Annotated in this window: 21 protein-coding genes and 2 pseudogenes; 17 read left to right on the forward strand and 6 right to left on the reverse strand. The window is 42.0% G+C overall.

What is annotated here, in order from left to right; genetic code table 11:
• Window positions 1-18: 18 nt before the first annotated feature.
• The 4 genes and pseudogenes from A5883_RS19740 (at window position 19) to A5883_RS16910 (ending at window position 3070) form a co-directional block, all read left to right on the forward strand.
• Window positions 19-543 (forward strand): annotated as a pseudogene (locus tag A5883_RS19740) (hypothetical protein).
• Window positions 544-774: 231 nt separating this feature from the next.
• Complete coding sequence (locus A5883_RS16900) at window positions 775-2082, forward strand: DUF3440 domain-containing protein (protein ID WP_086339116.1); 1308 nt, start codon at window positions 775-777, stop codon at window positions 2080-2082.
• Window positions 2083-2118: 36 nt separating this feature from the next.
• The gene (locus A5883_RS16905) at window positions 2119-2610 is read left to right on the forward strand and encodes a hypothetical protein (RefSeq protein ID WP_074934567.1); all 492 of its coding nucleotides are present in this window, start codon (window positions 2119-2121) and stop codon (window positions 2608-2610) included.
• Entirely contained in the window at window positions 2537-3070 is a 534-nt protein-coding gene (locus A5883_RS16910) for an IbrB-like domain-containing protein (RefSeq protein ID WP_005227576.1), read from the forward strand. Before A5883_RS16905 ends, A5883_RS16910 begins: the two co-directional genes overlap by 74 nt.
• 63 nt (window positions 3071-3133) lie before the next feature.
• Here the strand turns inward: A5883_RS16910 and A5883_RS19290 are convergent, their stop codons facing one another.
• From A5883_RS19290 to A5883_RS16920, 3 genes are all read right to left on the reverse strand, one after another.
• Window positions 3134-3286 (reverse strand): hypothetical protein, encoded by a 153-nt coding sequence (locus tag A5883_RS19290; protein WP_010748814.1) that lies wholly within the window; start codon window positions 3284-3286, stop codon window positions 3134-3136.
• Between the two features lie 490 nt (window positions 3287-3776).
• A complete protein-coding gene (locus A5883_RS16915; RefSeq protein ID WP_016609730.1) occupies window positions 3777-4652 on the reverse strand; it encodes a LysR family transcriptional regulator in 876 nt (291 codons plus the stop codon).
• A 459-nt stretch (window positions 4653-5111) separates the two neighbouring features.
• Window positions 5112-6617, reverse strand: a complete 1506-nt coding sequence (locus tag A5883_RS16920; protein WP_016609732.1) for a helix-turn-helix domain-containing protein — start codon at window positions 6615-6617, stop codon at window positions 5112-5114.
• 267 nt (window positions 6618-6884) lie between these two features.
• Between A5883_RS16920 and A5883_RS16925 the strand changes: the two genes are divergently transcribed.
• Window positions 6885-7166 carry an LPXTG cell wall anchor domain-containing protein gene (locus A5883_RS16925; RefSeq protein ID WP_254907889.1) on the forward strand — a complete coding sequence of 94 codons (282 nt, stop codon included), beginning with the start codon at window positions 6885-6887 and terminating at the stop codon, window positions 7164-7166.
• A gap of 167 nt (window positions 7167-7333) precedes the next feature.
• Here the strand turns inward: A5883_RS16925 and A5883_RS16930 are convergent, their stop codons facing one another.
• A complete protein-coding gene (locus A5883_RS16930; protein WP_086339118.1) occupies window positions 7334-7909 on the reverse strand; it encodes a recombinase family protein in 576 nt (191 codons plus the stop codon).
• Between the two features lie 177 nt (window positions 7910-8086).
• On the opposite strand from A5883_RS16930, the gene A5883_RS16935 reads away from it, so the two are divergent.
• A complete protein-coding gene (locus A5883_RS16935; protein ID WP_034868770.1) occupies window positions 8087-9577 on the forward strand; it encodes a helix-turn-helix domain-containing protein in 1491 nt (496 codons plus the stop codon).
• 196 nt (window positions 9578-9773) lie between these two features.
• Here the strand turns inward: A5883_RS16935 and A5883_RS16940 are convergent, their stop codons facing one another.
• Complete coding sequence (locus tag A5883_RS16940; protein ID WP_005232004.1) at window positions 9774-9977, reverse strand: hypothetical protein; 204 nt, start codon at window positions 9975-9977, stop codon at window positions 9774-9776.
• Between the two features lie 182 nt (window positions 9978-10159).
• Here A5883_RS16940 and A5883_RS19585 point away from each other — a divergent pair, with 182 nt between their 5' ends.
• Window positions 10160-10282, forward strand: a complete 123-nt coding sequence (locus A5883_RS19585) for a DUF7006 family protein (protein WP_254907890.1) — start codon at window positions 10160-10162, stop codon at window positions 10280-10282.
• 117 nt (window positions 10283-10399) lie between these two features.
• Here the strand turns inward: A5883_RS19585 and A5883_RS16945 are convergent, their stop codons facing one another.
• Window positions 10400-11887, reverse strand: a complete 1488-nt coding sequence (locus A5883_RS16945) for a helix-turn-helix domain-containing protein (protein ID WP_086339119.1) — start codon at window positions 11885-11887, stop codon at window positions 10400-10402.
• Between the two features lie 479 nt (window positions 11888-12366).
• Here A5883_RS16945 and A5883_RS16950 point away from each other — a divergent pair, with 479 nt between their 5' ends.
• The 10 genes and pseudogenes from A5883_RS16950 (at window position 12367) to A5883_RS17005 (ending at window position 21422) form a co-directional block, all read left to right on the forward strand.
• Window positions 12367-12762, forward strand: a complete 396-nt coding sequence (locus tag A5883_RS16950) for a DUF7006 family protein (RefSeq protein WP_005227597.1) — start codon at window positions 12367-12369, stop codon at window positions 12760-12762.
• 762 nt (window positions 12763-13524) lie between these two features.
• Window positions 13525-13812 (forward strand): hypothetical protein, encoded by a 288-nt coding sequence (locus A5883_RS16960; protein WP_086339121.1) that lies wholly within the window; start codon window positions 13525-13527, stop codon window positions 13810-13812.
• Window positions 13813-14396: 584 nt separating this feature from the next.
• Entirely contained in the window at window positions 14397-14906 is a 510-nt protein-coding gene (locus A5883_RS16965) for a hypothetical protein (protein WP_086339122.1), read from the forward strand.
• A 22-nt stretch (window positions 14907-14928) separates the two neighbouring features.
• The gene (locus A5883_RS16970; protein WP_086339123.1) at window positions 14929-15537 is read left to right on the forward strand and encodes a hypothetical protein; all 609 of its coding nucleotides are present in this window, start codon (window positions 14929-14931) and stop codon (window positions 15535-15537) included.
• Window positions 15538-15558: 21 nt separating this feature from the next.
• Window positions 15559-15882 (forward strand): LPXTG cell wall anchor domain-containing protein, encoded by a 324-nt coding sequence (locus A5883_RS16975; RefSeq protein WP_086339124.1) that lies wholly within the window; start codon window positions 15559-15561, stop codon window positions 15880-15882.
• 443 nt (window positions 15883-16325) lie between these two features.
• Window positions 16326-16694 (forward strand): LPXTG cell wall anchor domain-containing protein, encoded by a 369-nt coding sequence (locus A5883_RS16980; RefSeq protein WP_086339125.1) that lies wholly within the window; start codon window positions 16326-16328, stop codon window positions 16692-16694.
• 12 nt (window positions 16695-16706) lie between these two features.
• Window positions 16707-17531 (forward strand): WxL domain-containing protein, encoded by an 825-nt coding sequence (locus A5883_RS16985; RefSeq protein WP_086339126.1) that lies wholly within the window; start codon window positions 16707-16709, stop codon window positions 17529-17531.
• Between the two features lie 23 nt (window positions 17532-17554).
• Complete coding sequence (locus A5883_RS16990) at window positions 17555-18478, forward strand: WxL domain-containing protein (protein WP_086339127.1); 924 nt, start codon at window positions 17555-17557, stop codon at window positions 18476-18478.
• 93 nt (window positions 18479-18571) lie between these two features.
• Window positions 18572-19636, forward strand: a pseudogene (locus A5883_RS16995) (DUF916 and DUF3324 domain-containing protein).
• 367 nt (window positions 19637-20003) lie between these two features.
• Window positions 20004-21422: a helix-turn-helix domain-containing protein gene (locus tag A5883_RS17005; protein WP_086339128.1), complete on the forward strand. Its 1419-nt coding sequence runs from the start codon at window positions 20004-20006 to the stop codon at window positions 21420-21422.
• Window positions 21423-21467 lie beyond the last annotated feature (45 nt).

The raw sequence follows: 21467 nt of genomic DNA on the forward strand, positions 1-21467 counted from the left end.
TTTAAAGAAGGTGAAAGCATGGACTACCAAGAAATCGCGCGTCATTTTCAGACAACATCGTTTGATCCCCAACCGTTTGTGCAAACGGCGATCGATGATCGAAAGGTAAGAGAGAGGCTAGTGGAGAATATCGTTGATGGTCAAAATCATATCAATGAGTATTTTAATAGTTATTTGATCATTAAAGAAGTAGCCGTTAAAAACCCTTAGCTGATTTATGATGAATGGGAACGGATCTGGGCATTGCATACCCATAAAAACTCCTATCATCGGTGGATCGCTCATGATTTGATCACTCAACTTTTGGTGATTGATCATGAAGACAAGTTTGAAGGGATCAAGCAAGAGTATGTACTGCTGCCTAAAGGAGAAAAAATTAGTAATTTCTTGAAGATGACTGAAAACATCCAGGAAGCCAGTCGATACAAAGACCTTCAGCAAGAGATTCAGCGTTTACTTGCGGATCAAGAATGGCTGTCCCACTTCAATGAAAAACAAGTGAAGCGTATTGAAAAAGTCCTTCAAACCCTTTTGGCTGAATGAATCAAGAAAAGCAATAAAACTTGTTTCAGAAGGAATTTTTCTACTATTTTTCTTGATTACTAGGAATAGTAGTGAGCAATGAGGAACACATTGCAATGATAGCTAACAATTATTTGCATGTATCGAATGCAAAATCTCCCTTAAGTCCTTGTAAGAAGCTAAGTGAAACTTTATACTAGAATGTAATACTTATTCAAAAAAAGGACAAATAAAATGAGGACATGAGCTTTTATGAAGAAATATTGTAAGGATAATGTGCTGGAAGCGGCGATGACGCGCCTGGAATATATTTTTGATACCTTTCCCCATGTTTATTTCTCTTTCAGTGGTGGAAAAGATAGCGGTGCCATGATTCAGTTGGCTGACCAAGTCGCCCGACAAAAAAAGAAAACTTTTGATCTGCTGATTTTAGATATCGAGGCAAATTATGATGCTACGAGAACGTTCATGGAAAAAATCAAAGCGTTACCAAGTATCAATCAGACCTTCCACTTCTGTTTGCCCTTTTACGAGGACAACAATACCAGCGTCTTTCAGCCACAATGGCTGATGTGGGATGAACAAGAACATGAGAAGTGGGTGCAGCCGATGCCAAAAGATGCGATTTCACTTGCTGATTTAGATGAATCATTGATGGAAATCTATCAGAGTGCAAATATGAACCCTGATAAGTTCTTACGAAACTTTGCTCATTGGTACGCAAGCTATCATCAGTTTGAGCCGGTTGCTTGTGGTGTGGGGATACGAACCCAGGAAAGTCTGTATCGGTATCGATCGATCACATCGCCAAAGTATAACTTTCGGAAGCAATGCTGGATCAAACGGCAAGTAGCAGATTCAATGGTCGTTAATTTTTACCCCATCTATGATTGGAAGACCGAAGATGTGTGGGGAGCCTATGCCCATTTTGACTGGCCGATCAATGGCTTTTATGAAAAATTATATGATCATGGCGTTCCGATCCATCAAATGCGGATCTGTCAGCCTTACGGTATGCAGCAACGAAAAGGCTTGTACCAATATGCTTTGGTGGAACCGGAAACGTGGGAACGCGTCGTAAATCGTGTGTCAGGAGCCAATTTTGGTCGCTTGTATGCCCAGACGGGATTATTGGCGCATTACAATACGAGAAAGCCCAGTCATATGACTTGGCAAGAGTATGCGGTCTTTTTACTGGAATCAATTGGACTTTATTCAAAGAAATTACAGGATCATTATTACCGCAAAATCACGATTTTGATTGATCATTATCGAGAAAAGCACGGGATCGAAGTGGAAGATATACCCGATGTGACCAAACGTAAGGACTGGCTGAAAAACGAAGTACTCTGGCATGACTGGAAAGGGATCGCTCGTGCGTTAGAAAAAAATGATTTTTCTTTGAGTACGCGACAATATAGTTTGACGAAAAAAGATGAGTCTGAATTGTATGAGTTGGCGGTCGATTTTGGGGCGGCTTTGGGGATCGAGCATTTACCCAAGTATCAGTTAAAAAAATTGAATGCCAAATACGAGTATTTAACGAAAAAAATCACCTAACGATGGACGAGTGCGTCCTTAGAGAGGAAGGGTTTTGTGAACGAACGATTGGTTTTATTTTTTCCACCGTATAAGAAAAGCCAATTCTATCAATTGATGGGGGCTTTTTTTGCAGAACGGGTGTATCAGCAGCAATTTCCGTACTTAGTCAATGATGAGAACTGCTACTGGTACGTGATTCTTGATGACGAAAAACGGGTGACTGCTTTTTCTTATTATGAAAAAGGCGCCAACAAAGTGGAGCTAGGGGAATTTTATGAAAAAAATCCAGCCGCTCAATTTAAAAAGTTTCTTTTACGGAAAATGTTGGTGGATATCAGCCGCAACTACCCAGAAGCAGAGATTCTCGCTTCTAGTAACCAGCCTAGTGAAATTGCCCTTTTGGAATCAAAAGGGTTTGCGGTCTATCGCCAAACAAAAAATTATTCATTTCTAAAAAGGAGTGTAGTCCCTCATGAGCGATATCGATTTTCCAGTGTTAGCGGCGAAGCTGATCCCAGTCAGCAAGATTCACGCGAATACGTATAATCCCAACACCGTGGCTGCTCCAGAAATGGATTTACTGGAACTGTCGATTCGAGAAGATGGCTTTACGCAGCCATTGGTTTGTTACCACGATAAGGAGCAAGACAAGTATATTTTGATCGATGGGTTTCATCGGTACATCGTAGCAAAAGACCGCTTGGAATTGCCAAGTGTTCCGGTCACGGTGATCGATAAGCCTTTTGAGAATCGCATCGCTTCAACGATTCGCCACAATCGAGCACGTGGTACCCATGGCATCGAGAAGATGGGAAACATCGTGCAGCAGTTGGTGGCTAACGAGTGGTCGGATGAACGAATTGCCAAGGAATTGGGGATGGACCGCGAAGAGGTCTTTCGCTTTAAGCAGCGTTCAGGTTTAAAAAGTGCCTTTTCTAACCATGAATTCAGCAAATCTTGGATTGAGTTTGAAAAAAGATACTACAAAGGCAAAAAAGAGACCTGAGAGGTTGAAAAAACCATTGAAAAAACTATCTAAAAAAGCTATCTATTAGAAGATAGCGATTCGTTAATAATTCTTTTTAAATTTTGAATAGGTGTTTTTTACAACGATAACGATCAAATTGACTACCATCGACAAGCAAAGCGTCCCTAAGAGAATAGCTAGGATCACACCTAATGCGTCTCTTAAAAAGCTGAAGATCGCTTCAATGATAAACATGGTTTTTCCTCCTTTTCTCATCGTCTATTTTTTCTGACAATTGCAAAAACAGCTTCCTTGAGCAATAACTACCCAAAGACTTTGCCCTGCGGGGTACAAGCCTCAGTTTCTTGAGAACTCGTCGCTTCAAAATTGAGTATACTTTGTAAATGATGAAAAAACGTTTCTATTTTTTACAATCGGAGAAAAAATCGGAAATGTTAAGAATAACGACATCTTTTCTGATTTTTCTTCGGTTTACATGAATAATCGTATCAGGTTGCATAAAAAAAGTAAAATGATAACAAAAAATCGAATCGAGAGAAAAGATACCATCTCATAACTTTATAACCGTAAGCGAATTCAAAAACCCTGCTGCACCAAGTCTTTAATACGTAAAGACTTGGTGCAGCTCTTTTGTTTCCCGCTGTGACGAAGTTTACAAAATGACTGACATTATTTTTCTGGAAAAAGCATCATTGCATAAAAATCAATGCGGATTAAAACCGTTTTATAACAAAGATAGTAAACGCATTTTTAGCTCGACGACAAAATTTTTTGTGATGCTGGGAGAAAGCATCAGTGGATGTTTTGACAATAAGCCGATCGACATGTGGGGATGAGGCAAAGGAAGCGAGACGATTTTTACTCGAGCATGAGTTTGCTCAATGATGGAACGAGGGATCAGACTGCAGTATCCAGTTCGTTCGATCAAGTAAGGAATCGTACTGATATTGCTGACAGACTCCCAATGGATCGAAGGAACCTGATTGTCAAGATAGCTTTCAATTTTTGTGCGAGCTGGACAATCAGACTTGGAACGATAGAGATGGCTCCCTTCAAGGTCGGCTAGCTTATTGATGATTAATGGGTTTGAGATTGAGGTAATGCAGCAAAGCTCTTCTTGAAACAATTCCTCGTAGGCAAAATGTTTCTCGTGAGGAAGTGAGCATAAGGCGAAATCAATTCGGTTTTCATTTAGTGCATTGGCTAATTCCAGTGTTGAGCCCACGATGATCTCGAAGTTTATTTTTGGATAGTGCTGCGAAAAATCGTGAAGCAGTGCAGGCAAAACCAAAATGTCATACGGTTGAAGGATGCCCATCCGCAACGAATACTCGACCGTATGGGAAGCATTGATCAACTGTTCTTTGACCCGCTCCCAGTGAGCAATCAGTTCGGGTACTTCCTGTTTCAACAATTCGCCTTCCAAGGTCAATACATTGCTTTTTCCTTCCAAAAATAACGCTACTTCTAATTCATCTTCTAACTTTTTGATATGGTTCGTAACGGTCGACTGGGCATAGTTTAGTTTGGCGGCAGCTCTAGTAAACGTACCTTCCTCGACGATTGTTTTGAAGGATTGCAGCTCCTTGATAAAATCCACGTTTGTTCCCCTCTCTTTTTACCTATTATACAAAAAAGGAGCGGGGAGAAAATTTCTTTTTTTTCTAGTAAATAAAAAAATTAGATACAAAAGTTATTTAAAACATGCAGTCTGTTATGACCGTATGTTTCTTTGCTTTTAAAATAACGAATTTCACATTTGTGGCTAAGGATATCCGCTAAAATTTCATTTATTAAAAAATCCACGAAGCAGGCCAACTTTTCAGGGATTACGAACAGCACATAAAAACAAGACAGGGGCTTTCTCCGCTGCGCTTGAATGGAAAAGCGTTTATTAGGAGAGGAATCTTGCAAAAAAGGTCTGATTTTTTTCTGATGTGAAAAAAATAGACACGCTAAGAGAAAAGAAAAATGGATACTTAGGAAAGGGTCAAAATAGCAAACCGCGCAATGAAAAACTGGCGGCGCTTCCTTCAAGAAGGCCGTCAGTTTCCTTAGGTCAACGAATCGGTGTGATTCTTGGCTGAATCAGCTGTTCAATCGTTTTGTGGATGATCGTCCAGTCCGAAAGGGTGGGGACATTTGAAATGCGTAGTTGCTGAAATTTGGTGTTGCTTTTCAGATGCAAGTCAAAATTGCTGACGATCAAATCTATTTCCCGATGGATCAATTCTTGTTCATCAGGAGCCACTTCAAAAAAGTAACTGATTTCTGTATGGTCGTTTTTAAATAATTCCGTTGATGCGGCTAAGAAAGCATCTAGACCAGCACCGCCTTGAAAAGCAAAGGCTACTTTGAGGTGTTTTTTCAGCTGGGGATTAGGCGCTAACTCGCTTAACAAAGTCAATGTGACTGCGATATGTTCCAAGTGAGTAAAGGAAAAGAAGCGGCTTTGATCGTTGAAAGGTTTCAACCACTCATTCCAAGCAAGGTAATCCGTCTTGAATGTCGTTTCAACAAAGGCTTTGATCTGCGGATCAGCAAACTCATAATTGGCAGAAATCATCGTCAGCAGGCGAAGATTTACGAGATAAGCGATGATCTTGTGGGCGGCTGCAGGTGGAATAGCGACGCCGGATTTCTCTAAAAAGGCAGCCGCTTCTGCAATAATTTCTGGTCTTTCTGTATGGTGAAAAATGTAATCCGCATCGCTTTCTCCGTTGATGTCCATCGTACTATAGGAAAGACAGTGGAGCGCATTGACAAAGATCCAAAGCAGCTCTTGTTGCGGCAAGTGGATGATTCGGTATTTTTTCAAGTAATGTTCGTTTAATATTTCTGAGAAAATAGCGAAGCGTTCTTTCTCCAATAGATTGCGTTCTAAAGACGGCGGCAAGGTCAAAAAGTAAGAATAGCGCCACCTACGCTTGGCGATACTTAGCCACAGAGCAAGTCGGTAATGGCTGTAATGCAAATCTTTCGTGTTGGCTTCCTTGGCTTTTTGGACCAGCAGGCGGGCATCCGCTGGACTATCCTTATCTAAAATCGTGCTATCGCCATAAGCAGAAAAAAAGACGAACAGACAAAATCGGATGTCCGCTTCGGTACCAATAAAGTCAAGATGATTCGTGGCAATAGTTACAGAATAGGTTTGCAACGACTTGTTCATGTAGCTGATCGTCCGTAAAAGATGACTGCGAGAATAACCGAATTCAATCGTTGCTCGGTGAATAGAGTATTTTTTATTATCGATAATACTCGTCATGATTTTAAACTCCAGCGTCTCCATCCCCAGGTATTGAATGGCAGAATTGATGGAAGCGTTCGGCGCATAAGCGATCGAGACGATGTTCGTTTCTGAGAGTGTGATCTTGACCAGGTCTTTTGGCAAACTGTCACTTAAAATACTCAGCTCTTTAGTAACTGTAGGCAAAGATAGCCCTAGTAATGTCGCTAATTCTTGTGGATGATACCCTGTCGGTGCAGCATTTAGCACTTGCAAGATTTTTACTTGTCGAGAAAATGCTTTGTCCCGATGCAAGTTGATAGATAAATTTTCTAACATTGAAGTCACCACCTATCCATTGAAATTACGCTCGTTTTAAGTAAATTATATAATACTCTGCGCCAATCAAGAAGTCTTATCCCTTGAAAATTGGCGGATTTCATGTTAATGGTGCGCCGCATGTTTCATCGAGTGTGAAGCAGTCATTGAAAACAGCTTTTTTAGAAAAAACAACCTTGCCAGTTGCAGACCTAAAACGCTTGGATAGATTGGTCCAAAGATAAGTGTGAATAACGTTGGGGAAAAGAAAAAGGAGAAAAAATGAAAATGAAAAAACACGTAGTTATAAGTAAGAGCGCTTTAGTAGGGATGCTGATTTTAGGGACAACCTTTCCAAGCACATGGCCGATCGCTCAGGCAACAGAAACACAACAAACAGAGCAGCAAACACCATCAATAGACTCATCGGTTCCCTTGCTGACAGATTCAACAGGAAGCATGGACACAGGAGAAACAAGCAGTGTCATGCTAAGTGTGACAGGTATCTTATTCTTAATCGGCGTACTAGTGCTCTTGTACCGTAAGAAATCATGGAGAAAACAACAATAGGATCAGCAGAAAAGCTAGCAGAATAAAACATACAGGACGAACAAGCTGGATGAATTGCTTTAAGAGAACAAATATCGATCTTTAAGCAATCACAAACATCAGCAATGTTCGTCCTGTTTTTTATATAGTGAGCAGCCGAAAGTACTAAGTTCAGCCAGCACGTGTATTTATGAAATGACCTCATCCTTCTCCAGACTAAGATAGCGATAAAAAGTCGAGCGCTTTAAGCCTGTTTGGGCACAGATATCCACAACGGCTTTTCCTTCCTTTTGATAAAGGTTCAATGCGTGTTGGATCAGTGCGGGATCGATTCGTGGACGACCGCCAATATTTCCTCTAGCACGTGCGGATTCTAAGCCTTCTTTGGTCCGTTCAACGATGATGTCTCGTTCGAATTGGCTGAAGGCTTGGAAAACAGTCATCATTAATTTTCCTTGAGGGGTTTGTGTATCAAAATTTTCTTTGATACTGATGACTTTTACACCTTTCTTTTCGAAAAAGTAGACGAGATCAATCAGGTCTTTGGTACTTCTTCCTAGCCGCGAGAAACTTTCAATAATGATTTTATCGTTTTCTTTCACTCGTTTTTTTAGTTTATTTAATTCAGGACGATTTGCGCGTACACCACTGATCTTTTCAGTATAAATTTTGTTGCATTCATACCGGTCAAGTAAATCCAATTGACGAGAGAGATCCTGTTGTCTTGTGGATACACGGGCGTATCCATAAACCATATTTGTCATACAAATTCCTCCAGTTGCACAAAAGAGTCTACATAGAGAATACCTTGTTTGTTCACTTAAGTACATATTCTAACACCAACTTAAGTAAATTTGGGAAATAGGAAGGTTTTTTTATAGACGCAAATATTGTACTATAGAAAAGAAACCAATCGGTGAAGGAGAAACACGGAGGGCAAAATGAGAGAATTGCAGTTAAATTTTATGCTAAACAAAACGACCGTTCGATGGCTTCAAATGTTAAATACCTTTGAGCGAGAACGGACTTGTTCCATCGCAAGTTTAGCCAACAAGCTTGATGTGACCCAAAGGACGATCAGCTCTGACATCAAGGAATTGAAAACCTATCTGCAGGAGGCAGCGGAATTTACTCTTGAAGCCAATGGCTATCATTTTAGGGAAACTGATCCGAAAAGATACTTGTCTCAAAAAAAGGAGCTTGTTGCAGAAGAAGGCATGTATCAAATCGTGGAAGCCATTTTCCACGGGGAATTCTGTTCGGTTGAAGAGTGGGCGCAGCGCTTGTATGTATCAGAAAGTACGATGCGTCGCTATTTGAATACCGCTTCTGCGACGTTACGAAAGTATCATTTGGAGTGGATCTTGCAACCGGTCAATTTGAGTGGATCAGAAGCCAATATTCGCAAGTTTTTTAAAGATTTTTATTACGAATCAGATGTCACGCCGCATACGCTCTTGCCCCCCAAAGAACTGATTGCGTTAGTCAGTGATGCCTTCTCAAAAATTCCCACAGCGCTGGTGAATACAGGCGTTTCTCCGAGTGATTTTTATTATAGTTTGTATATTGCGATCAAGCGCTATCAACTGGGAAAGACCGTTCAGATTCCTCGATCGTTGGCAGCAATCGTCGAAACGCATGAGGCGTTTGCGATAATGAAGAATTTAGCACCTAAAATCGAAGCGCTATACCGAGTAAGACTACCGCAACAAGAAATGATGTGGCTTTATTTAGTGACCGTGATGAAACGAACTTTGACCGAGCCTGAAAAAGAGCAGCAATTCGTTGCAGCGTTTGGGCTGTATCCTGAACTCGAAGAACTGAGTCAGCGCTTCGTGCAAGAATGGGGCATTTCCTTTCAAGAGCCTCAACAAGTCCAGACGATGATCCACGCCTTTTTTCTGTCAAAGAAAATCAATGAGCAGCTGGCGCCCGTTTTAAATCACTTGCTAACAGAAGTAAAAAATGAAGCGCAAAAGCATGGTTCTGCTGCTTATCAAAAAAATCTGGCATTTATGAAGCAGCACCAAGCGATTCTAGGGATCAAACAGGAGTATCTGTCAGATATTTGTGCGGCACTGACCCTTTACAGTGAAGCAATCAGGGAGCTTTATGCTCAAAAAGTCAAACGGATCGCGTTGATAATAGAAGGCGATCTCTATGCCTGTCACACGATTCGTGCGCGCTTCTTGCGTTATGTCGGCAATGATCATCGGGTATTTTTTCCAAAAATCAATGAATTGACGAGCGATTATTTGAAGGAAAACGCCATTGATCTTGTGGTCACGAATTATAGTGAATATTTATCAGAGTTCATCTTATCGACTGACTCTCTTTTACTTAAAGCAATTCCCGATCATCAAGATTGGCTACGAGTGATTGAAAAAATCGATCCTCAGTTAGGGCAAGCGTTAAGCGTTCCCACAACGTGATACACGTGTTGCAAAACAGCATGACGAGGACATAGGTGGATAGATCAAAGAGAAAAGCCGCAACCGTTACGATCGACGGGTGCGGCTTTTATTCGTTTGTCTAATAAAAAAGGGAGTTATCTGAAAATATGCCCACTGTTCCTGAATACCAAAAGATTGGGTTGTTTTGGTGAAAGAACAGCCTATGCTCAAATAATTAGTTGGCATTTACTAGTTTATCAAAAATCGCTTCAAAGGTTTTGAACGTATCACTATCTAACTGACAAAGCCATAAAAGGTAGCTTTTTTCTTTAAATGTCCATTCGATTGAAGGGTAAGAGGCAATCAAGGCATGGTATTTCTCTCGTTGTTCACTGGTAGCTAATAACCACCGCTTCTCAAAAATCTTTTTCTCTTCCATTTTTTATCTATCCCCCATAAAGAAACGTTGCCTGAAACTTCACTAACGGGCAACGTAAATCTAATGATACGCAGATCTATATTTAGTATACCAAAGAAAAATGAATTTTTTTAGAAGATGTGTAAAATTACAAGGAATTTCTTTTATTTTGCTTTTTTTCGGACTTTTTTAAAGAAATCGAATTGGCAGAAGAAGAGATCGTCAAAATGATCAAAAAGGACAAAAATGTCTATTACCGACAAATGGCAGGGATCGGTACGAACCAAAAAGCGCCCCATGGGTTGATCTACCTCAGCGAGAAATGAACACTCTGATCGGCTTGATCGATCAGAGTTTCAACCACTCGTTGTGTAGGAGATGCTCTTATAAAATAACGATTTGCAGCTGTAACGATTCCGCAAAATAGTGCCCGAGAAAATGTCCTACGCGTTGTTCAAAACGACTAGACGCAAGATTCGTGGATTGATTTGGTTAAGTAATCGATTCCAATCCGTGGCATCTGGAAAAGATTTTAGCAGGATACACTCGACTTCAAGCAAATATTCCATCGTATATTCCGAATAGTTGGTTACTAGCAGATCAATTTGCTTTTCCTTTAAATAGGCTGGGGAGAGTTCGCTGGCATCAGGATAATACAACGTGTGGAAGCGTCCTAGATATTTCCGTACGATACTTTCGGCATATTCGCAGACATATTCATTTCCTTCAAAAATTACGGCGATCGTCCGTTGTGTCCCCCAATTTTCTTCTTTGATCGCTTCCATGTGAATCGTTAGACTGGCACAAAAGTCTTCGAGATAGGAAGGCGAATAGAGCTTTTTGACTAGCTTATGCTTTGCCAAAAATGCATAGTTTCTCTTATATTCGTAGGAAAACTTGTCTTTGACGAATTGGGTAAGATCGTCAATATTGACGTTCATGATGGGAGAGAGCATGTCGCGTATTTTCACGATCGTAAAAAACGACTCTAACCAGTGCAAGTCTTTTTGTTCATCGTAGGAATTGCCACGATTGATGGCATAGAAATCTTTTGCCACTTGTTTGATCTCAGGCCAGCGATTGTAGGTTTGGCAAAACTCTTCGATCGAAGGATGATTGATTTTTCGGCGACAGATAAGGCAAAGAAGCAAATAAATGATTTCATCTTCAGGTAGGCGATAATGAAAATAAGAATAAAGGATCTCCGTCAACGTATCGGGTGAAATCAATGAATCGTAAGCATAAAAAATCTCCTTCATCTCAGGAGAAAGTTCGACCTGCAACCCTTTCTTGCTGCGTTCCAGCGTAATGTAGAGAATATAGGAAAAGTAAGAAAAGGTAGAAGCTGGCTGTTTTTTTGAATGCAAAAGATTCGTGATCTCAATCACGGCATCTTGGACATCCAATGACGGGAAGATCGTATTGACATTGATATCGGACTCATAATAAAACAGACAAAAAAAGCGGCGAATATCGATCTCGGAACCCACCAGTGTGACAGGATTCGTTGATAGGCGAAGGTTGAAGGGCTTTAATAAGCCATTCATTTTTTTTAAGTAGCCAAGCAATGCTTGTTCAGAAAGATTAAGGGTCAGGCTCCAATCCAGCACCGATTGTAATTCATCGAAAAAAATACTTTCGAGAATCATAAAAAAAGGTTCATCTTTGACTAAATTTTGTTTTTGTTTGATATATGCCTCGGGATCCAGTTCTTCAAATAAATAACCAAACTTCGAGGAGTAGATTTCGATTGCATCATTGAAATGTTCACGAATCATAGCAATGTCCGCAATGATCGTGCGAGTACTGCTTTTTGTTACTTCTGATAAATCGCCCAATGTTGAAGACGGATTCTTCTCAAATTCATTTAATAATTGCAATCGTCGAATTAAAGAACGATTTTTGATAAATTTTAACTGAAAATTTTTCATAGATGCCCCCGTTGAATTTTAAAAAGAATTAATCATATTATAAACAATTGCTTAAAATACTTCAATTTTTATGTTTATTTTTAATTTATTTGACTAAATAAAAAGTTTTTATTATTCTAATGGATGTAAACGTTTGAAACTATTTTGAACAATGTAGGTTTTTTCACCGACAGGTGAAAATTGCTATTTTTTTTTTAATGAGATTTGACGCTATAGTGAAACCATAGTCCGATGCTTAGGAGTATTTGTTTTTTCTCAAGAGGAAACCTGTGAATTGTTGGTTGGATCAAAAGAGAGAAGATGGAAAATAAATGGAACTAGCAAATGCGTGAATGTGCCATCAATACCTAGAAATGCAATGTCGTTGAAGGCTGTCCACGAATGAGATAGAAGGAAAAGAGATTGGTTGAAGAAAATTTACGGTTACTAGAAGAGGGAAACTGGGAACGATCGTACAGATAGATTACGAGGAGGCTAATATGCTGGCAGAAAAGATAGCGGGAGCAGAAGAATATTTGGCGCATTTTCAAACAGAGCTAGAAAAACAAGGGGTGTTACGCTTTTTTCCAAAACTAAATGCCTTTTATCACCGGTTAGCAAAAGAGTTTTTAACGATTTTTCATAGCAAGGAAGAAAACCTGTTTGTTCAATGGGGCAACTTATTGGCGATTGATGCACAATTGCAAATATTGATGGAAATCAGCAACAATCGCAAAGAAGGATTGCTAGATGACCTTGGGATGAGTGAGGAAGAAGTCATTGAAATGATTGAAAATGACCATAAGTATTTTTATCGTGAAATCACGGGGGCAAAGCTAACGCAAAAACCTAAAATGGGCTTGATTTATTTGAGCGAACATTTAGCAGAGTCCTGAACATTCATTCTTGGTGCGCCGAGTTGTGTCTGAGAATTGGGAGAAAAGCTTGCGATAAATGGAAAACGATGACGAGCAATAGACTATTGGGGAAGTTTTATAGATAGAGCGTTTTTGGGATAGAAATGAAGAGTAGTAGTGGGGCGAAACGGACGATTTTCAGGTGGTAAGGACCCTTGAGAATAACCAAGAGCAAAAGGGCTACTCAAACAACGCAGTGGGGAAGGCAATTGGTTGGTCTTCCTTGCTTGAGTAAGAGCTTTTTTAGAAACGTTAGACTGACGGGTCAGGATCGTGGCAATGACGAACGCTGGTTGACCTTTTCGGCGAAACGAGGTACCTTGTAAGACAAGTTATAGTAAGGCAAGTCACAAAGAATACAAAAAGCGTATGAAGGTAGGACATCAATGGAATGAAACTTTTTATCATTTTTGCCTGCTTATCGGTAGGCATATCGGTGACACAATATGGCATATATTATTTCTTTCCCAGCATATCTGTGATCCTTCGCAGCTGGTTTCAATTGGGACAAATCATTCTTTTGCTGGGTTATTTCTTTCTGCTGGTTATGTATTTTTGGGTGCAGCGCTACAGGACAAGGAAAGAGAAGCAATCTTTAGGAGAATGATCAATAGGTAAAGCACAAGGATCTGCAAAGAAGCGTTTTTTTATAGGAAGAAATAGCTTGTTTGTAAGAAACAGCATACATAAATGAAATGACCCAGACGATCCTTTTCGTAGGGGCTACTTAACATAAGAGAATTGGTAGCAAATGCTTCTCCTTTTGGTGAAAATCAAGGAGTGACGTTTGCTGCTTTTTTAGTGCAAACAAATGGGGCTTTTTTCAAACCATCAGCGGAGTGTTTTTTAGAGGAAATTGAGAAATTCTTAAGGTTTCTGTCGCATCAGGCGAGCTTCTCAGCACGTAGCGGAGCGAAAAAAGAGATGTGGGAGAGAAAGAGGGAGATTGTGAAAAATCTCTCTACATCAACCGTCTTAGCAGCTAAATCATTGGTTATTTTTTCGTTTAAAACTAGTTCATGCACATAATTCACTGGGCAGTGAAATCCTTGATTTCAGTTTTGAGAAAAAGCTCGTTATAATGATAGCGTCAACAAGGATTCGCTTGATTCGATCAAAGTGCTGCTTTGCTCTGCCTAGGTTTGATGGGAAAAAAGAGGCAAGGATTAGGCAATCTAGTTCTTTTTTCTTGAACGAAAGGCTATTTTTCGCTCATATTTTCACATGTTTGCTAGAGGATGTATGGTGAGGAAGCAATTGCTTCGCTGCGCTTCACTCGACGAGAAGGAAACAGGAAAGGAAAAATGGAATCGACCGTTGTCATTTTATCGATCCAAGGAACTCTTCTCAGGGAAGATTCGGCTGGTTCACAAACCGACACTTTTGTTTGGGAAAAAGCAATCATTTTAAAGAAGTAAGTGAAGCTGCTAATAAATAGGAAGAAATAGGACAGGATACTAGCGAACAAAAACAATCGATCGTTGACAACAAAAAATAAATAACGAAAGCATGAAGGACGAAAGCGTTGAAAAGGCGATCTATTCAGGAATGATTTCATTTGGTGAAACACGATTGCTAAGGATTGCCCAAGGAGAACATAGAGGTGAAAAAGGATGGAAGAAAAAGAGCAAAAGAAGAAAAAGTGGTTGTTATGGTTATTGCTTTTATTGTTGTTGGGTCTAGGGGGTGTTTGGTATTACTTAAACAATCAAAGTACGCCTACTCCGCTAGCCAGTCGCGATTTGATGCCAGATATCATTGACGCCACCGATCGTGAATTGGCAGAACGGGCGCAGGAGATCGCAGATGCCGATTATTTTACATTGAACCTTAATCCAGAAGCCTATTTTGAAGACGGAGAAAGCGAAGGCAGTATTCAGATCATCAATCCCGGGACAAATGTGTACCCTATTGCGTTGGAGTTGTTTTTAGAAGAGACGGGGGAACTAATCTATGAATCAGGTGGTATTTTACCCAATCAAGAAGTGACCTCTGCTCGTTTGCTGATTCCTTTAGAAGCGGGAGAATACCTGACCAGAGCAGACGTGCATATTTTTGATCCAGATACCCTGGAAAGGCTAAGAACTACCCATGCACAGGTAAAAATTTTTGTTAACAATTAAATTATTTTAGGAGGAAAAGGAAATGAAAAAAATGAAAAAAGCCGCTGCTGCGTGTTTTACGACGATGGCATTGCTTGGCGGTGTCGGGCAAGTTCTTGCAGATGAGTACAGGCATATTAATGGAAATGATGGTCAAGGGAATGAAAGCTCACTCCAAGTGGACGGAATTATCGGTGAATTTGATAATACAGATATTTCCCAGCCTAATCCACCAGATATTAATCAATGGATCAATGTAACATTCCCAGCAAGAACGCTCTTTTATACGACCCGATGGTCTGACCATCGAGAAATCATGTCCCCTGAACACGAGTTTGTGAACCACTCCGGACGACCGGTGCAAGTCTTAGTCACTAGGGTGAGTGAGGCAAGAGATATGGAAGAAGTTGATTATTTGGAGGTCAATAAATTATTTCCCGTGATTATCGATGGAAAAATCGTTCCGGATTCGGAGTTTGACCCGCCGAAGGAATTATTCGTACTAACGGACCGTACGGATATAGATTCTGTAAATACTCTCTTTTTCACAGGGAATGCCACGCCGGTTGAAAAAGAATATAATATGTACCCGGAATTCGAGCTGCACTTAAAATTCGTTCCATTAGATCGTGATGGAAATCCATTTAGCTAAGAAATCTATGAGGACAAACAGATGAAGCCAAAATTCTTAAGAGCTGCACTAACCATCGGCTCACTCTTTGTTTTGACTGCATCACCTGCATTGGCAGCGACGGCTGTTCAGCAAAATGAAGGGCAAATGAAAGTGCAGGGTCAAATTGGCGAGCCGAAGGTAGAAGAATCGATCATTGAGGAGCGAATCGTTGAGGAACCACCCGAGAAGGAACCACCCGCTCGTTTGCCCCAGACAAATAGCGAAACGAGCAGAAGGTTGCCATTGCTAGGCATGGTTCTCGTTGTAATCAGTTTAGCAACTCTAAGAAAGCGGCACAAAAAAAATGACACCTCAAAAATTTAGTATAGGGGTGTTCGTTAGAAAGAGAGGAACGTCCTTATTAGTAAGAATGTTCCTCTCTCTTTTTTTACTGTTATTTTATTTCGGTTATTGCAAAAACATGAGTGCAGATACTTTTTAGTGATTTGTTTTAATTTCTTTTGATAGCAAGGGTTTTTAGGTATGCAAAGGATTTCTCGTTTTAGCAAGAACTCAAGATACATGTTTTGTTTAAAACGGGGGTTTGTTTTTTTATTCAGGCATCGATTTCATCAGCCAGTGAATTTATTGATTTTTCCCGCATCACAAAGATAGCTATAATGAAGTATATCGAGGATAAAAACCAGCGTTTTTGAAAGCCAACTGAAACAAAGACCAATCGACTTTGTTCAAGGTTACCGTCTAAGTGAGGGTGTCTAAAAAATGGTGGTTTTTAGGCTTGATGATGTCAAAAAGGGGGAGGGAGAATGAAAAAAGCGAGGGGGAATGTTTGGGTCCACCTGATGATCTTCGCTGCTTTTTTTCAAGTGATCAGTGCGTCGACGATTTTGGTTTCGGCACAAGAGCAGCGTTCCGTCGATACAGAAGGCTCAGTGCAGTTCACGGGTGTCTATGAAACAGACAAACCAGAACCTTCACCACCGAGCGGACCGTCACAGCCTGGCGGCGATGGGGGACGTTTGCCCCAGACGAATACCCGAAAAAGTTCCAGTGCCACGGCACTCGGATCCTTGCTGCTATTGATCGCTGGCTATGCAACAGTGAAGAAGACACGCAGGTACCAAAAAGAACAAGCAACCTCACGAACACCAGAAAAATTGAGCAAGAGAGAATAAGGGAATGATCTTATGAGATTTTTGCGATTTGCAACGAGTACCATACTTGCCGCAACCCTTTTGATTGGCGGGTTCCAAGGGACCGCCGCTGAAGTAAGAGTCGCTGAAACCGATGGTCAAGTCAGCTTTGTGCCCAATGACCGAGACCCGACGGAAGTCATCCCACCTGATCCAGGACCAGAAGGACCGGATGTGGAGATCCCGCCGATCAGACCAGACGGACAAACAGGGCCATTGACGATCGCTTATGCGCCGACTTTGGATTTTGGTACCCAAGAAATCTCCAACCGCGATGCCGTCTATTCGATGGTGGCAGAAAAACAACAACTAGCCGATACCCAAGGGGAAGAAAACAAAGTGCCCTATGTTTCCTTCGCCCAAGTACAAGATACCCGTGGGTCAAATGCTGGCTGGCGTTTGACGGTGGCATTGAGTGCGTTTGAGTCTGGGACGCAGCACAATGAACTGCGAGGGGCGCAAATCATCTTTGCCTCACGCGAAGTCGAGTACCTCAGTTTTAATCAAGAGAATGCACCGAGTGCCCATGAAGCGGGCTTACGTTTGGATGCCAATGGGGCGGCACAAGCTGTTCTGACCGCCGATGCGGGCAAAGGGGCAGGCACTTCATCCGTTGTTTGGGGCGATCAAGATGAGCTGAATGCACAGTTCCATGACCAAGCGCCGGTGGTTCGCAATGAGGCGATCCAGTTGTTCATTCCGGGAGCCACCGCCAAAGATGAAGCCCTCTATGTGGCGACATTGACATGGCAATTGAGCACCACCACCCCCCAATCAGGAGAAACAGTTCCAACGGCGCAAGCCGATGAAAAAAACTAATTTAAAAGAAAGAAGGAATAAAAATGAAATGGATTCGCTTAGCAACAGTCGCTGCACTGACCTCTACGATCTTCGCAGGTGGCGTACAAGTAGTAGCAGATGAGGAACCAACGCCGAACCCAGAGCCGAGTGGAGAAAGACGTAGTCAGGAAACAGAAAACAATATTGAGTTCCGAGCTGGTGATGGTGAGGGCGTAGAGGTCGTTCCTCCTGTACCGTATCCGCCAGTAACAATCGTTGATCCAGATCCACCAACCGGACCGTTAACGATTGCCCATGTACCGAAAAAATTTGATTTTGGTATACAAAGAATTTCAACTGCTAATGAATTTTATCCAATATTCGCCGAACATGAAAAGCTTGTCACCGGTGATGATGAGGAGGAAATCACAAGAGATAATGACGAGGATGTAAGAGTACCATATGTATCCTTTGCACAAATCGTTGATACTCGCGGGTTGATTGATTCACAGTGGGAACTGAATCTTGATTTAACAGAGTTTACTACATCAAGCGGGAGTAATTTGAGAGGTGCTTATTTAGAATTTCTTAATCCAACCATTGTTCACAATGATTACACTGAGGAAGAGCTGAAGGCACTGCCTGATGACCATGAGGATAAGGTTTATTTACTGCAATTACTTCCAAATGCATTTACCACACCAGACGAATTAGGAAACGAGAGTTTGATTGTCCCTGCAAACTCGACCAACGTTACAGTGATGGCTGCTACCGATGGGCAAGGGCAAGGTGTATCGTCAATTTACTGGGGGGATCAAGAGGAATTGAATGCTGCTTATGAGGCAGAAACAAATCCAATTTTGAATCAAGCTATTCGCTTGCATATCCCGGGAACGGCTACACCACAAGCTGCTGAATATACGGCAACACTAACTTGGCATTTAACAAGTGCGACGGATGGAAATGGCGAAACAGTACCAGACTAAGAAGACTAATCTTTAAAGCAACGCAACAATAATGTGAAACAACTGGCAGGAGTAGACCGTTATTCCTGCCTTTTTTTGGAAGGAGAACCAACAGTGATCGAACAACCAACAAACCAACGCTGGCTGCGGCTTTTGACTGCAATGATCGTGCTTTGCTCATTGATTACTTTGCCGACAGCAGTACGAGCAAATGATGACATAGAATCAGAGTTGAATTTTTTTGTCACCCCGATTTTCCCTGACAGCCAGATAGAAGGCGGTGCCAGCGGCTATTTTGATCTGAATTTAGGCGCAGGGGAACAAGAGGAATTGCAGTTACGCATCCAAAATACATCGGAAGAAACCATCGACGTCGAAGTATCGGCTCATACTGCCTTCACCAACGTCAACGGAGTAGTAGAATACGGTCGTGATGCCGAATATCCTGATCCGACATTGCCGGCCTCGATTGCCGAATTGATTGAAGCACCCGGGGTCATCACCTTAGAAGCCCAAGAAGAACAGATCCTTACCCTTCCTCTGACGATGCCTGAAGAAGAATTTGAAGGAGTACTGGCAGGATCGATCCGAGTAGAAGAGGTCCGCGATGCAGCGGCAGCGGAGGCGGAGACAGAAGGAATCGGGATTCGTAATGAGTTTGCCTTTATTTTAGGAGTCGTCGTAAGCAATAACCGCTCGTCAACGGATCCGGGACTTGAATTACTGGAAGTTTTTGCCAGTCAAGTCAATTATCGGAACGTGATCAGTGCCAAGATTCAAAATTACACACCGACTTTCGTCAACCATATAGAAATTGATGCCGAGGTTTGTGCCAGCGGCAGCGACACCGTCTTGTATGAAACGCAGCGCACAAGCATGCAGATGGCACCAAATTCCCATATGGATTTTCCAATCCCTCTAAACGGCGAGCGTTTCCGTCCAGGAGACTATGTCCTGACTATGACGGCCCGTTCACAAGGGGAGGAATGGCATTAGGAAGAACCCTTTACGATTGCGGCTGCTGATGCTCGACGTTTGAATGAGGAAGACGTGACATTGGAACCAGAAACAAATTGGTGGCTGATAGGCGGAATCGCCGCACTTGTTTTGTTGCTGATCATCGTTGTTGTTTTAATCATTAACAAGAAAAAAAAGGCTAAGGAAAACAGTGAGCAATAGAAGAAAAGACACAGAAAAACGAGCGATCACATAAGATAGAAAGGTTTTGTATTTCCTTGTCTTGCTTAGCTGGTGATGTTTCCTTCATGGAAAAAAGGCAAGCGGCAGCTGCAGTTCCGTTACGCTTTTTTAGTTGTTCTTGAAAAATCAGACAGGCAGACAGCAATACCCGAGCTTTGCTGCTAGCGACCATCGATTTACTGGTGAGAGGAGCAGTGAAAGCAAAAGGGAGGAAGCGTTGTTTCGATGGAAACCATTGATACCATTATGTGAGCGCAGAAAAACGAGGTTTTAATAAGAATCAAGCAGAAGCTGCTGGAAATTGCCTGCAGCTTCTCTTCTTTCGGATGTGTGGGGAGGTGAAACGATGAGAAACAAGCCGTCTTTATTGATGAACAGTTTATTTTCAATGACGCGCAAACGGCAACTGACGATTTTGCGGCAGTTGGAATGTTACGGACATTTAAGTGGGCAACAGCTGGCACAAGCGTGCGGCGCTTCACGGCGGACGATTATTTCAGACATTGAGGAACTACGCCAACGGTTTGGGGCTTCGACGATCCTCGCATCTGCCAGCAATGGCTATGAATTGGTGATCCAAGAATTGGCGGAGTATCAGGAAAAAAAGCGAGCATTGCTGGCGGATGACCCAAATCTGTTGTTTCTGCATTTCTTGTGTCAGCAAGAAACGGCGATACCTGAAAAACTGGCTGCCATCACTGGATTAGGCAATCAAACCTTTTTGAAACAATGCCGCCAGCTTCAGACCTTGTTCGCTGCTTATGAGCTGACTTTGAATAAAAAGCAGTGGTGCCTAGAAGGGGCAGAAGGAAATATACGGTATTTCTATAAAGCCTTTTATTTTGAGGAAGAGGAACAGCCTCACCAACTCTTTGAGCAGCTGGCTGAGACGTTGACACTGCGGTATCGTCCCTCCTTGCCGATCGATCCAGTGGTTTCGCTGCAGTGGACGAAGGTCTTTCTTTTGCGGGCGCAACAAGGTGGGCGCTTGGAGGAAAATTGGGAAATGGCTGACTTTTGTCGGTTGTTTCTTGAAAAAACGGGCTTTGTCATCGAAGGCTTGGAGGTCTGCAGGTCCTTGTCGCAGCAAGAACGGTGTGTCCTATTGTTTTTGATGATGGCAGATGAAGGGGTACTTTCGTTTTTATTGAAACATCCGTGGGTCGAAGAAACGGTGCCCTTTGATCCAATCGATAGTTTGCGAGAGACGTTTCCTAAGCAAGCAGAGACATTGAGAGAAGATCGCGTCTTCGTGCAAGTGACGTTAGCAGTCATGTTATTGGATCGACTCTTCCATGTGCCACCTTCTTTTCTGCGAGATCGTCAAAAGCCAGCAGCGTCTGGTATTGGAAAGTCTACGGCACTTTCTAGCGCTGCTTCTCACTATTTGGTGACATTGGGGGAGACGTATTTAAACAAGCAGCAGTTAAAAAACAAACAGCTGATGATCACCTATCATTTGAGTGGAAATGAGAAAATCAAAGGCTGGATCAAGCAACGTCTGAGGGATTGGCTGGTTGCACAAGGAGTGGATGTCGTCGTCGAGGCTACGAGTGAGCTGTCGATTTTCACCGCCCGCCAGGTGTTGGTCACCGATCAACCGCTCTTTTTGCTGGAATTGGAACAGCCCATCTATCGGTTGGAACGACCGATTGAGCCAAATTCCATCGAACGCCTCGGCAAGGCAATTTTAGCCGATTTTCTTGGTTCATGTGAAGGCTCGATTCCTAGTGAAGAGCTTCCAGCAACATCTGCCCTTCGCTAAAAGCGGTAGAGTCAACGGTATAATCAGTCAAAGGCTACGTACGAC

This window comes from Enterococcus sp. 5B3_DIV0040 (assembly GCF_002140755.1).
Classification (GTDB): domain Bacteria; phylum Bacillota; class Bacilli; order Lactobacillales; family Enterococcaceae; genus Enterococcus_D; species Enterococcus_D casseliflavus.